The sequence below is a fragment of the Roseomonas elaeocarpi genome (assembly GCF_042433915.1).
GTDB classification, from domain to species: domain Bacteria; phylum Pseudomonadota; class Alphaproteobacteria; order Acetobacterales; family Acetobacteraceae; genus Roseomonas; species Roseomonas elaeocarpi.
On the sequence record NZ_JBHLUN010000006.1, the window covers coordinates 92,699 to 105,273 of the forward strand.

General features: G+C 71.1%; 10 protein-coding genes. 9 read left to right on the plus strand and 1 reads right to left on the minus strand.

Annotated elements, in window-relative coordinates:
* Window positions 1-98: 98 nt before the first annotated feature.
* The 9 genes from ACFFGY_RS08950 (at window position 99) to cdd (ending at window position 11,078) form a co-directional block, all read left to right on the plus strand.
* On the plus strand, window positions 99-1,814 hold the full coding sequence (locus tag ACFFGY_RS08950) for a methyl-accepting chemotaxis protein (RefSeq protein ID WP_377044130.1): 1,716 nt from the start codon (window positions 99-101) through the stop codon (window positions 1,812-1,814).
* A gap of 89 nt (window positions 1,815-1,903) precedes the next feature.
* Complete coding sequence (tsaE, locus tag ACFFGY_RS08955) at window positions 1,904-2,383, plus strand: tRNA (adenosine(37)-N6)-threonylcarbamoyltransferase complex ATPase subunit type 1 TsaE (protein ID WP_377044131.1); 480 nt, start codon at window positions 1,904-1,906, stop codon at window positions 2,381-2,383.
* A gap of 183 nt (window positions 2,384-2,566) precedes the next feature.
* Entirely contained in the window at window positions 2,567-3,382 is an 816-nt protein-coding gene (locus ACFFGY_RS08960; RefSeq protein ID WP_377044132.1) for a nucleotidyltransferase family protein, read from the plus strand.
* Between the two features lie 263 nt (window positions 3,383-3,645).
* Window positions 3,646-5,637, plus strand: coding sequence for a bifunctional 2',3'-cyclic-nucleotide 2'-phosphodiesterase/3'-nucleotidase (locus ACFFGY_RS08965; protein WP_377044133.1), 1,992 nt, complete (start codon window positions 3,646-3,648; stop codon window positions 5,635-5,637).
* A 34-nt stretch (window positions 5,638-5,671) separates the two neighbouring features.
* A complete protein-coding gene (locus ACFFGY_RS08970) occupies window positions 5,672-6,697 on the plus strand; it encodes a BMP family lipoprotein (RefSeq protein ID WP_377044134.1) in 1,026 nt (341 codons plus the stop codon).
* The gene (locus ACFFGY_RS08975; RefSeq protein WP_377044135.1) at window positions 6,685-8,268 is read left to right on the plus strand and encodes an ABC transporter ATP-binding protein; all 1,584 of its coding nucleotides are present in this window, start codon (window positions 6,685-6,687) and stop codon (window positions 8,266-8,268) included. The genes ACFFGY_RS08970 and ACFFGY_RS08975 overlap by 13 nt, the downstream gene beginning before the upstream one ends.
* Window positions 8,269-8,446: 178 nt before the next feature.
* A complete protein-coding gene (locus tag ACFFGY_RS08980) occupies window positions 8,447-9,541 on the plus strand; it encodes an ABC transporter permease (protein WP_377044136.1) in 1,095 nt (364 codons plus the stop codon).
* Entirely contained in the window at window positions 9,541-10,518 is a 978-nt protein-coding gene (locus ACFFGY_RS08985) for an ABC transporter permease (RefSeq protein WP_377044137.1), read from the plus strand. The genes ACFFGY_RS08980 and ACFFGY_RS08985 overlap by 1 nt, the downstream gene beginning before the upstream one ends.
* A 134-nt stretch (window positions 10,519-10,652) precedes the next feature.
* Window positions 10,653-11,078 carry a cytidine deaminase gene (gene cdd / locus ACFFGY_RS08990; RefSeq protein ID WP_377044365.1) on the plus strand — a complete coding sequence of 142 codons (426 nt, stop codon included), beginning with the start codon at window positions 10,653-10,655 and terminating at the stop codon, window positions 11,076-11,078.
* Window positions 11,079-11,409: 331 nt separating this feature from the next.
* Here the strand turns inward: cdd and ACFFGY_RS08995 are convergent, their stop codons facing one another.
* Window positions 11,410-12,501 (minus strand): NADH:flavin oxidoreductase/NADH oxidase, encoded by a 1,092-nt coding sequence (locus ACFFGY_RS08995; protein ID WP_377044138.1) that lies wholly within the window; start codon window positions 12,499-12,501, stop codon window positions 11,410-11,412.
* Between the last annotated feature and the right edge of the window lie 74 nt (window positions 12,502-12,575).

The following is a 12,575-nucleotide window of genomic DNA, read 5'->3' on the forward strand; positions in this document are numbered from 1 at the left end:
CGCCTCCGAAAGGATTTGGCATTTCAACGATTCATCTTTCCTTGGGGTTCGGGTGCGAGGATGCCGTGAACCTGCTTTTTCCGGGAACGGACACACGGATGCCCTTCAGGAATCTCACCGGCGGCTGGAACCGGGCACGCATAGCCACGGCAGGCCGGTCGCAATGCATCGTCGAATTCGCGCTCGACGGCACCATCAAGGACGCCAACGAGAACTTCCTGCAAACCATGGGCTACGCGATCGAGGAAGTGCGTGGAAAGCAGCACAGCATGTTCCTCGACCGCGACGAGGCCGCGAGCACCTCCTACCGCGCCTTCTGGGACGAGTTGCGCCAGGGCGCCTGCAAAGTTTCCGAGTTCCGGCGCCTGGCCAAGGGCGGGCGGGAGGTCTGGATCCAGGCCTCCTACAACCCGGTGTTCGGGATCGGCGGCAAGCCCGTGGGCGTCACCGAGTTCGCCACCGACGTAACCGGGGCCAAGCTGCGCGCCATCGCGGACAAGGCGCAGGTCGCCTCCATCCGCCGGTCCCAGGCGGTGATGCATTTCCGCATGGACGGCACCATCACCGACGTCAACGAGCTGTTCCTGCAGATGATGGGCTACGAGCGCGACGAGATCATCGGCCAGAACCACAAGATCTGCGTCACGCCCGAATACGCCGCCAGCCGGGACTACGCCGATTTCTGGGCCAGGCTGCACCGGGGCGAGTACCAGGCGGCGGAATACAAGCGGGTCGGCAAGGACGGGCGCGACGTCTGGATCTCGGCCACCTTCACGCCGGTGATGGGGCTGGACGGCAAGCCCGTGGAGGTCGTGAAGTTCGCCACCGACGTCACGGAAGCCAAGCTGCGCAATGCCGATTTCTCCGGCCAGATCGAGGCCATCAACAAGTCCCAGGCGGTGATCCACTTCACCATGGACGGCACCATCCTGGAGGCCAACGCCAACTTCCTCCGCACGCTGGGCTACGCGCCCGACGAGGTGCGGGGCAAGAAGCACAGCATGTTCGTGGAGCCGGGCTACGCCGCCTCGGAGGAGTACGGGGAGTTCTGGGCCAAGCTCCGCCGGGGCGAGTTCCATTCGGCGGTGTACAAGCGCATAGCCAAGAGCGGCCGCGCGGTGTGGATCACCGCCACCTACAACCCGATCCTCGACCTCAACGGCAGGCCCTGGAAGGTCGTGAAGTACGCGAGCGACATCACCGCCCGCATGGAAGCCCGCGCCCAGGCCATCAGCTTCGCCGACCAGACGCTGAACAACGTGCAGTCCGTGGCGGCGGCCGTGGAGCAGATGAGCGCCTCGGCCTCGCAGATCACCGAGACCATGCGCCAGTCGCGCCTGGTGGTGGAGGACATCACCCGGCAGGCGGGCGAGGCCGACAATGCCACGCGGCGCCTGGTGGAGGCCGCGGGCGCCATGAACCGGGTGGTGACGCTGATCGGCGAGATCGCCTCGCAGATCAACCTCCTGTCGCTGAACGCGACGATCGAATCCGCGCGCGCCGGCGAGGCGGGCAAGGGCTTCGCGGTGGTGGCGAACGAGGTCAAGCAGCTGGCCAGCCAGACCACGGCGGCGACGCAGCAGGTGGCGCGCGAGATCCAGTCCATGCAGACCGTGTCGGCCGACGTGGCCGGGTCGCTCGGCGCCATCGGCACCTCCGTGGAATCGCTGCTGCGCTTCGTCACCGAGGCGGCGGGCGCGATCGAGGAGCAGGGTTCGGCCACCACCGAGATCTCGTCCAACATGCAGGCGGCCTCGATGGACGTGGCGGGCATCACGCGCAGCCTGAGCGCGGATTCCGACCTGGCGGCCTGAGGCGGGCCGGAGGGCGAGGCGGGGGCGGGCAGGCCAGGGGGCAGGGGCTGCTTGCGGGGGGCGGGGCGGGCGGGGCATCCTCGCGCCCCATGACTTCCCCCCTGCGGATCGCGCTGCCGGACCTCGCGGCGACGGAGCGGCTGGCGGCGCGGCTGGCCGCCCTGGCGCGCGCGGGCGACGCGATCCTGCTGAGCGGGCCGCTGGGTGCCGGCAAGTCGGCCTTCGCCCGCGCTTTCCTGCGCGCCGCCGCCGCGGACCCGGCGCTCGAGGTGCCGTCGCCGACCTTCACGCTGGTGCAGGGCTACGAGATGCCGGCGGGTGCGCCCTTTCCGGCGGCGCATCATTTCGACCTGTACCGCCTGGGCTCGCCCGACGAGGTGGAGGAGCTGGGCTGGGACGAGGCGCGCGAGGGCGTGGTGATCGTGGAATGGCCCGAGCGCCTGGGCCCGATGGCGCCGGCGGCGGCGCTGCGGCTGCGGCTATCCCCGGCAGAGTCGCCGGGCGACGAGGAGGCTCGCGTGGCGCTGCTGGAAGGCTGGGCCGGGCGGCTCGACGGCGTGGTGGGGTGAGGGCCGCGGGCCCCCGCCGGACGCCCGGTTGCCGGGCCATGCCGCCGCCGGGGTGCTACGGACCGGAATGAAGCGGCCGGGGCGCTGTTTTCGGGGGCGGGGAGGGCGCTGCCTCGCTTCCTTCCGGCCCGCGGCTGTGCCATTGGCGGCCGGCATGTTTCCGCCGTTGGAGGGCTTCGCCGCGTGATCGACCTGCGCACCGCGATGGTGCTGGCCGCGGGGCAGGGAACCCGGATGCGGCCCTTAAGCGAATCGGTGCCCAAGCCGCTCCTGCGGCTGGCGGGGCAGCCGTTGCTCACGCATATCCTGGACCGGCTGGAGGAGGCCGGAGTGGAGCGCGTGGTGGTGAACGCGCATCACCTGGCGGAGCAGGTCGAGGCGGCCTGCGTGGCGCGCGAGACGCCGCGCTGCGAGGTGATCGTGGAGCCGGTGCTGCGCGGCACTGGCGGCGGCGTGCTCGGCGCCCTGCCGCGGCTGCAGGCGCTGGCAGCGGAGAGCCAGGCCCGGGCGCTGGCGGCGGAGGGCGTCCCGGCGGAAGGGGCGCTCTTCACCGAGGGGCCCTGGCCCTTCGCGGTGGTGAACGGCGACAGCTACTGGCTGAACGGGCCGCGCCCGGCGCTGCGCCGCCTGGCAGAGCGCTTCGAGGCGGGCGAGATGGACGGGCTGCTGCTGCTGGCACGCTCCGCCACGGCCGAGGCCGAGGTCGGGATCGGCGACTTCGCCATGGACCCGCTGGGCCGGCTGCGCCGCCCGAAGGAGTTCGAGGTGGTGCCCTATACCTTTGCCGGCGTGCAGATCCTGCACCCGCGCCTGTTCCGCGACCCGCCGGAAGGCGATGCGAACGGGGCCTTCTCGCTGAACCGGCTCTATGACCGGGCCATCGAGGCGGGGCGGCTGTGGGGGCTGGTGCATGACGGGGCCTGGTTCCACCTGTCGCGGCCGGCCGACCTCGACCACGCCGAGGAACGGCTGGCGCAGGGGCTGGTCCGCTTCTTCTGAGGTCTTCGGCCGGCCCCAGATGCGGGCGCCGGCGGTGAGGCGCGGTTGCCGCCGGCTGCCCTGGCCGCCGCGCCACGCGGCCGGGTGGTGACGCGGGTTGCGGCCTGTGGGCGGGTGAAGCGGCGGGCTGGGTCTGGGCGGTGACGGCCGATGGCTGTGCCCGCCCCGCGCCCCGGCGCACCGGCGGCGGCCCTAACGGGGATTGATCGCCCGGCGGCACGAGGGGAGAATGCGGTTAAGGCCGTTTTCACCCGCAGGTGCCCATGACACGCTCCCCCCTTTCCCGCCGTTCGCTGCTGCTCGCCGGGACGGCCTCGGTGCTGTCGTTGCCAGCGCTGGGCGGGGCGGCACTGGCGCAGACGCGCGGGGGTTCGGCGGCGAGGCCCGCCCCAGGAGCGGCCACGATCCGGCTGCGGCTGCTGGAAACCACCGATCTGCACGTCAACGTGTACCCCTACGACTATTACCGCGACCGGGACGACGACACGGTGGGCCTGGCCAAGACCGCGACGCTGATCGAGGCGGCGCGCGCCGAGGTGCCCAACAGCCTGTTGTTCGACAACGGCGACGTGATCCAGGGCAGCCCGATGGGCGACTACATGGCCTACAAGCACGGGCTGAAGCAGGGCGACGTCCACCCGATCATCGCCGCGATGAACAAGCTCGATTACGTCTGCGGCACGCTGGGCAACCACGAATTCAACTACGGCCTCGACTATCTCGGCACCTCGCTGGGCGGGCAGAACTTCCCTTCCGTTTGCGCCAACCTGTTCAAGGCCGATGGCGAGCCGCTGGTGGCGCCGACGCGGGTGTTCCAGCGGGAGCTGGTGGACGAGGCCGGCGTGCGGCACGAGCTGCGGATCGGCGTGATCGGCTTCGTGCCGCCGCAGATCATGCAGTGGGACAAGGCCAACCTCGAAGGCAAGGCCTCGACGATCGACATCGTGGAGGCGGCGAAGCGCCACATCCCCGAGCTGCGCCGGAACTGCGACGTGCTGATCGCGCTGTGCCATTCCGGCATCGCGGGTGGCCCGGCGGTGGCGGGGGCGGAGAACGCGGCGCTCTACCTGGCCGAGGTGCCTGGCATCGACGCGATCTTCACCGGCCATCAGCACCTGGTCTTTCCGGGCAAGGACTTCAGCAATATTGCCGGCGCCGATGCCGAGCGCGGCACGCTGCACGGCGTGCCGGCGGTGATGGCGGGCTTCTGGGGCAGCCACCTGGGCGTGATCGACCTGCGCCTCGAAGGGCGTGACGGCGCCTGGAAGGTCGCGGACTTCAAGGTGGAGGCGCGGCCGATCTACGAGCGCACCGCCGACCGCAAGATCATCCCCAAGGTGGCCGCGGCGCCGGTGGTGCTCGACGCCGCGAAGCCCGAGCACGAGGCAACGCTCGCTTACGTGCGGCAGCCGGTGGGCGAGACCTCGGCGCCGATCAACAGCTACTGGGCGCTGGTGGCCGACGATCCCTCGGTGCAGATCGTGAGCAACGCGCAGAGCTGGTACATCAAGAGCATCGCCGAGGCGTCCGGCCTGGGCGGGCTGCCGCTGCTTTCGGCCGCGGCGCCGTTCAAGTGCGGCGGCCGTTCAGGGCCGGACTACTACACCGACGTGAAGCCCGGGCCGCTCGCCATCAAGGACATGGCGGATATCTACCTGTACCCGAACACCGTTCGCGTGGTGAAGGTCACCGGCGCGCAGGTGCGCGAATGGCTGGAGCGTTCGGCCGGCATCTTCAACCGCATCGACCCGAGCTCCACCGCCGAGCAGGATCTGATCGACGGGAAGTTCCCGTCCTACAACTTCGATATCATCGACGGCGTGCGCTACCGCATCGACGTGACGAAGCCGTCCCGCTACGACGGCGACGGCAAGCTCGTCGCGCCCGACAGCCACCGCATCGTGGACCTCACCTACGACGGCAAGCCGATCGACGAGGCCGCGCAGTTCCTGGTGGCCACCAACAACTACCGCGCGGGCGGCGGCGGCAACTTCCCCGGCGCCGACGGCAAGACCATCGTGCTCGACGCGCCCGACCTGAACCGCGACGTGATCGTGCGCTACATCGTCGAGGAAAAGACGGTGGACCCCAAGGCGGATGGCAACTGGTCGCTGGTGCCCTGGCCGGCCAGCACGGTCGTGTCCTACGTGTCCTCGCCGGCCGCGGCCAAGGTCGCGCTGCCGGCGGGGCTGAAGGCGGACCCGCTGGGCGACGCGCCGGGCGGCTTCGCGCGCTACCGGCTCTCGGTCGGCTGACCGGTTCCTCACAACAATCCCGGGAAACTCCTCGATGAAGAACCTGCTCCAGCTGTCCCGACGCACGATGCTGCTGGGCGCCACCGCGGTCGCGCTCCTGGCCGGTGTCGCGGCCCCGCTCGCGGCGGAGGAGATCAAGCCCGCCATCGTCTTCGACATGGGCGGCAAGTTCGACAAGTCCTTCAACGAGGGCGTCCACGACGGCGCCATGGCCTTCCAGAAGGCGAGCGGCACCGAGGTACGGGAGTTCGAGCCGCAGAACGACACCCAGCGCGAGCAGGCGCTGCGCAACTTCGCCCGGCGCGGCCAGAACCCGATCGTGGCGGTGGGCTTCAACCAGACCAGCGCGGTCAAGGCGGTGGCGGCGGAGTTCCCGCAGATCCACTTCGTGATCATCGACGCGGTGGTGGACGCGCCCAACGTGCAGTCGGTGCTGTTCCGCGAGGAACAGGGTTCCTACCTGGCGGGGATGCTGGCGGCGCTGCGCTCGGCCACGGGCAAGGTCGGCTTCGTGGGCGGCATGGACGTGCCGCTGATCCGCAAGTTCGCCTGCGGCTACGTGCAGGGCGCGCGCGCGGCCAACCCGCGGATCGAGGTGCTGCAGAACATGACCGGCTCCACGCCCACCGCCTGGAACGATCCGGTGCGGGGGGCGGAGCTCACGCGCTCGCAGATCGAGCGCGGGGCGGACGTGGTGTTCCAGGCCGCGGGTGCCACGGGGATCGGCGTGCTGCAGGCGGCGGCGGATGCGGGCAAGTACGGCATCGGCGTGGACAGCAACCAGAACGCGCTGCACCCGGGCCACGTCCTGACCAGCATGGTCAAGCGCGTGGACGTGGCGACCCGCACCGCCTTCGAGGCGGCGCGCGACGGCAAGTGGACCGCGGGCACGCATGTCCTGGGGCTGGAGGATGACGGCGTGGCGCTGGCCTTCGACGCGAACAACGAGAAGATCGTGACGGCCGAGATGCGCCAGCGCATCGACCAGGCGCGCGCCGACATCATCGCGGGCAAGGTCACCATCCACGACTACATGACGGACAATTCGTGCCCGAACTGAGTGCTGCCCCGCCCGCGATCGAGCTGCGGGCGATCAGCAAGCGCTTCGGCACGGTGCAGGCCAACCACGCGGTGGACCTCGTTGTCCGCCGCGGCGAGATCCACGGCATCGTGGGCGAGAACGGCGCCGGCAAGTCCACGCTGATGTCGATCCTCAACGGCTTCTACACGGCCGACAGCGGCGAGATCCTGCGCGACGGAAAGGTGGTGCGCATCGCCTCCTCGGCGGACGCGATCCGGCAGGGCATCGAGATGGTGCACCAGCACTTCATGCTGGTGGACCGCTTCACGGTGCTGGAAAACGTGATGCTGGGCGCCGAGGGCGGCGCGCTGCTGCGGCGTGGCGCGGCCAAGGCCCGGGCGGAGCTGCGGCGGCTGGCGGCGGAATACGGCATGGCGGTCGACCCGGATGCCGTGGTGGGCGAGCTGCCGGTGGGCGCGCAGCAGCGGGTCGAGATCCTCAAGGCGCTGTATCGCGGCGCCGAGGTGCTGATCCTGGATGAGCCGACCGGCGTGCTGACGCCGCAGGAAGCGGACGATCTGTTCCGCGTGCTGCGGGCGCTGCGGGCGCAGGGGCGGACCGTGCTGCTGATCACCCACAAGCTGCGCGAGATCATGGCGATCACCGACCGGGTTTCGGTGATGCGGGCGGGCGAGATGGTGGCGCACCGGGTCACGCGCGAGACCTCGCCCGAGGAGCTGGGCGAGCTGATGATCGGGCGGCGTCTGCGCCGCGAGAACACCAAGCCCGCCGTGGCGCTGGGACCCGTGCTGCTGGAGGTCGAGGACCTGCGCGTGCGCGACAATACCGGCGTGGAGCGGGTCAAGGGCGTCAGCTTCGCCCTGCGCGGCGGCGAGATCCTGGGGGTCGCGGGGGTGGCCGGCAACGGGCAGAGCGAGTTGCTGGAAGCGCTCGCCGGGATGCGCGCGCCGAGTGGCGGGCGGATCAGCTTGCGTGGCGAGACGGTGTTTCCCGGCGGGCGGCACGACCCGGCCTCGCTGCGGGCGCAGCGCCTGGCGCACGTGCCGGAGGACCGGCTGCGCTCCGGCCTCGTGCGCGGTTTCCCGGCGATGGACAGCGCGATCCTGGGCTACCAGGACGACCCGCGCTATCGCCGGGGCGGGTTGCTCGACGGCCGCCGGATCGAGGCGGAGGCGGCGCGGCTGATGCGCGAGCACGACGTGCGGCCGCCGATCCCGACGCTGCGATCCTCGCTCTTCTCGGGCGGCAACCAGCAGAAGCTGATCGTGGGGCGCGAGGTCGAGCGGGCGCCGGAGGTGCTGATCGTCGGGCAGCCGACGCGCGGCGTGGATATCGGCGGCATCGACACGATCCACGCGCGGCTGCTGGCGGCGCGCGCCGCGGGCGTGGCGGTGCTGGTGGTCTCGGTGGAGCTGGACGAGATCACCCGGCTGAGCGACCGCATCCTGGTGATGTTCGACGGCACCGTGACGGGGGAGCTGCCGGTGGCGGAAGCGGACGAGCGCCGGCTGGGGCTGCTGATGGCGGGCGCGGAAGCGGGCGTGCCCCCGGGTGCGGTGGCGGGGAACGCGATGGCGGGGGCAGGATGACGGCGGGCGTGGCGTTGCGTGAGGCGAGGGTGTCTGGAGCGGCGCCGAAAGGTTCGGGGTTGAACGGTTCGGTCATGGGTGCGGCGAGGAACCGGCGCTGCGGCGTGGCCGGCGGGCTGCGCGGCGTCGCGGGTGCGGGCGCCAGCCCTGCTCTCGCGGTGCCCGGGATGCTTGGCGCGTGAGCGGCGTGGAACTGCCGCGCTGGGCCGACCTGATTCTCCTGCCGCTGCTCAACCTCCTGCTGGCGCTGCTGGTGACCTCGATCGTGATCCTGGGCGTTGGCGAGTCCCCCGTGGCGGCGCTGCGGGCGCTGGCGGTGGGCAGCCTCGGCTCGGCGGACGCGGTGGGCTACACGCTCTACTACGCGACCGACATGCTGTTCGCCGGACTGTCGGTGGCGGTGGCCTTTCAGTGTGGGTTGTTCAACATCGGCGCCGAGGGGCAGGCCTACGTGTCGGGGCTGGGCGTGGCGCTGGTCTGCCTCACGCTGGGCGGGCTACCTGCGGGCGTGCTGGTGCCGCTGGCGATCTTGGTGGGCGCGGGGTTCGGCGGCGTCTGGGGTGCGGTGCCGGGCTGGCTGCAGGCTTATCGCGGCAGCCACATCGTGATCACCACCATCATGTTCAACTTCCTGGCCGCGGCGCTGATGGTCTACCTGATCGTCAACGTCCTGATCGCGCCGGGCTCCATGGCGCCCGAGACGCGCGACTTCGGCGCCAACGCGGTGCTGCCGTCGCTGGGGTGGCTGGGCTTTCCCGGCTCCACCCCGGTGAACCTGGCGCTGCCGGTGGCACTGCTGGCTGCGGTGGCGGTGTGGCTGCTGATCTGGCGCACGCCCTGGGGCTACGGCTTGCGGGTGGTGGGGCTTTCCGCCGACGTGGCGAGTTATGCCGGGATCGACGCGCGCCGGCGCACGGTGCTGGTGATGGCACTGTCCGGCGCGCTGGCCTCGGGCGTCGCGGTGAACGAGTTGCTGGGCGTGCAGCACAAGCTGCTGATCGGGTTTACCGGCGGCTACGGCTTCACCGGCATCGCGGTGGCGCTGATGGGGCGCAACCATCCGGCGGGCGTGATCCTGGCGGCGCTGCTGTTCGGCGCGCTGGCGCAGGGCGGGGCGGAGCTCGCCTTCGACATGCCGGCGGTGCCGACGGAGCTGGTGATCCTGATCCAGGGCCTGGTGATCCTGTTCACCGGGGCGCTGGGCAACCTGCTGCGCCCGGCGGTGGGGCGGCTGCTGGCGACGCGGGCCGCAGCGCTCCCGAAGGCCGGCTGATGGAGGACGTGGTCTTCTCGGTGGTCGCGGCGACGCTGCGGACCTCGGCACCGCTGATCCTGGCGGCGCTGGCCGGGCTGTTCTCGGAACGCTCGGGCATAGTGGACGTGGGGCTGGAAGGCAAGATCCTGCTGGGCGCCTTCGCGGCGGCGGCGACGGCGGCGGTGACCGGCAATGTTTACGCGGGCCTGCTGGCGGCGGTGCTGTCGAGCCTCGTGTTCGGCCTGATCCACGGCTTCAGCGCCATCACGCTGCGCGGCAACCAGGTGGTGTCGGGCATGGCGGTCAACATCCTGGCCTCGGGGCTGACGGCGGTGCTGGCGCTGTCCTGGTTTCAGCAGGGCGGGCAAACGCCGCCGCTCCCGCCCGCCGGGCGCTTCCTGGCGATCCCCTTTCCCGGGGCGGAGGCGCTGCACGAGGTGCCATTCCTGGGGCCGGTGATCGGCAGGCTCTGGGGCACGGTGATCGGCGGGCAGACGCTGCCGGTCTACATCGCCTTTCTCGCCGTGCCGGTGTCGGCCTGGGTGCTGTACCGCACGCGCTTCGGGCTGCGGCTGCGCGCGGCGGGCGAAAACCCGGCCGCGGTGGACACCGCCGGCATCTCGGTGGTGCGGCTGCGCTACGCCGGCGTGGCGATCGCGGCGGTGCTGTGCGGGGTGGCGGGGGCCGCGATCTCTACCGCGCAGGGGGCGGGCTTCGTGCGCGACATGGTGGCGGGGCGCGGCTTCATCGCGCTGGCGGCGATGATCCTGGGTAAGTGGCGACCTTGGCCTACGCTGTTCACCTGCCTGCTGTTCGGCGTGCTCGACGCGGTCGCGATCCGGATGCAGGGCGTGGTGCTGCCCGGCATCGGCGAGTTCCCGGTGCAGCTGGTGCAGGCGCTGCCCTATCTGCTGACGGTGGTGCTGCTGGCGGGCTTCGTGGGACGATCGATCCCGCCCAAGGCGAGCGGCACCCCCTACGTGAAGGAACGCTGAGGATGGCCAAGCTGGATCAGGCGGCGACCGGCCCGGTTGTGGGCGGTGCGGAGACCGGTGCCGACGCGCCGGCCGCGGCGGGCCCGGGCGTGGCAGAGCAGGGCGTGGCAGGACAGGGCGCGGCGGAACAGGACGTGGCGGCGGACGGGCTGGACACGGTGGTCGAGGCGGCGCTGGCGGCTCGCGTCAGGGCCTACGCGCCGTACTCCCGCTTCCTAGTCGGCGCCGCGCTGCGCACCGAGGAGGGCGCGGTCTTCGCCGGCTGCAACGTCGAGAACGCCGCCTTTCCCGAAGGCACCTGCGCCGAGGCCGGGGCGATTGCCGCCATGGTGATGGCGGGCGGGCGGCACATTGCCGAGGTGGTGGTGGCCGCTGATGCCGTGGCACCTTGCACGCCCTGCGGCGGCTGCCGGCAGAAGCTGCGCGAGTTCGGTGCGGCCGCGACGCGGGTGCGGATGGTGGATGCGGGTGGCGCCGTGCTGCTGGAGCGTACGCTGGGCGACCTGCTGCCCGACAGCTTCGGGCCGGGGAACTTCGAGATGGGCAACGCCGTGGGGTGATCGTGCGGCTGGTCCGGCGTGGCGCTGTCCCGGGGGAGACAAGGAATTCTCTCCCCCGGACCCCCACTCATCTTTCTTTGGGACGCTACCGCGGGGACGTTGAAGGTTGGTCACGGAACGGCTGCCGCCAGCGCTTCCCAAAAGAACCAAAGCTTCCTGTCAGTGCTCGCTGACGTGTCGCTCGCTCCGGCTCGATGAGCCGGAGCGCACGACGTTCACCACGCTCCCGCGGCAGCGTCCCGGAAAAAGATGAGGGGGAGGGGTCCGGGGAGGGGGAGAATTCCTTCTCCCCTTCCCCGCAGCAACGGCAGCCAGCGTCGAAGCGGCGCCCTCAGCGGTAGCGGGCGAGCCAGTGCGCATAGGGCGGCGGCAGCGTCGCCCAGGCGGGGTTCTCGACTTCCAGCGTCTTGGCTGCGTGGTATGGCCAGTGCGGATCCGACAGCAGCGGCCGGCCCAGCATCACCAGGTCGATCTTGCCGTCGCGCACCAGCGCATCGGCCTCACGCGCGTCGGAGATGTACCAGCTGGTGGCGCCGGGCAGGCCCGTTTCGCGGCGCACCTGCGCGGCGGTGTCGGCCAGGAAGTTCGGACCCCAGGGGATCTTCGCTTCGGGCGTGTTGAAGCCGATCGACACGTCCACGAAGTCGAGCCCTTCGGCTTTCATGCGGCGGAGCAGCGTGATTGCCTCGCCCAGCATGGCGTCGTTGCCGTCGAATTCCACCACGCTCAGGCGCACCGTGAGCGGCCGGTCCTCGGGCCACACGGCCCGCACCGCCTTCAGGGTCTCGAACAGGTAGCGGGCGCGGTTCTCGGCGCTGCCGCCGTAGGCGTCGGTGCGGTGGTTGGAGATGGGCGAGAAGAAGTTCTGCGCCAGGTAGCCGTGCGCCATGTGCAGCTCGAGCCACTCGAAGCCCAGGTCGCGCGCGCGGATCACGGCGGCCACGGTGTCGCCCTGGACGCGGGCGATGTCGTCGGTCGTCATCTCCTGCGGCACGCGCTCGAGCCCCGGGCCGAAGGCCAGCGGCGAGGGGGCGATGGTGCGCCAACTGTTGGGCTGGCCCTCGGGGATGTGGTCGTCGCCTTCCCAGGGGCGGTTGGCCGAGGCCTTGCGGCCGGCATGGCCGATCTGGATGCCGGGCACGGCACCGGCGGCGCGGATGTCGGCCACCACCGGGCGCAGCGCCTCGGCCTGGGCGTCGTTCCACAGGCCGAGATCGGCCCAGGTGATGCGCCCTTCCGGCGACACGGCGGTGGCCTCGACCACCACCAGGCCAGCGCCGCCCCGCGCGAGGCCGGCGTAGTGCGCGCGGTGCCATTCGTTGATCAGCCCGTCCTGCGCCATGTACTGGCACATCGGCGACACGGCGATGCGGTTGCGAAGCGTGGTGCCCTTGAGAGTGTAGGGCGTGAAAAGACCGGCCATGAAGGCTCCAGCAAAGGTTCGAGCCTAAATTCGATAACCATCGAAGGATCGCAAGACCGGCAACCATCCGGGGA

Excerpts from the sequence above, each read along its gene's own strand:
- ACFFGY_RS08985 (WP_377044137.1), top strand. The coding sequence starts at position 9,541 with ATGGAGGACGTGGTCTTCTCGGTGGTCGCGGCGACGCTGCGGACCTCG.
- ACFFGY_RS08970 (WP_377044134.1), top strand. The coding sequence starts at position 5,672 with ATGAAGAACCTGCTCCAGCTGTCCCGACGCACGATGCTGCTGGGCGCC.
- ACFFGY_RS08965 (WP_377044133.1), top strand. The coding sequence starts at position 3,646 with ATGACACGCTCCCCCCTTTCCCGCCGTTCGCTGCTGCTCGCCGGGACG.
- ACFFGY_RS08950 (WP_377044130.1), top strand. The coding sequence starts at position 99 with ATGCCCTTCAGGAATCTCACCGGCGGCTGGAACCGGGCACGCATAGCC.
- tsaE (WP_377044131.1), top strand. The coding sequence starts at position 1,904 with ATGACTTCCCCCCTGCGGATCGCGCTGCCGGACCTCGCGGCGACGGAG.
- ACFFGY_RS08995 (WP_377044138.1), bottom strand. The coding sequence starts at position 12,501 with ATGGCCGGTCTTTTCACGCCCTACACTCTCAAGGGCACCACGCTTCGC.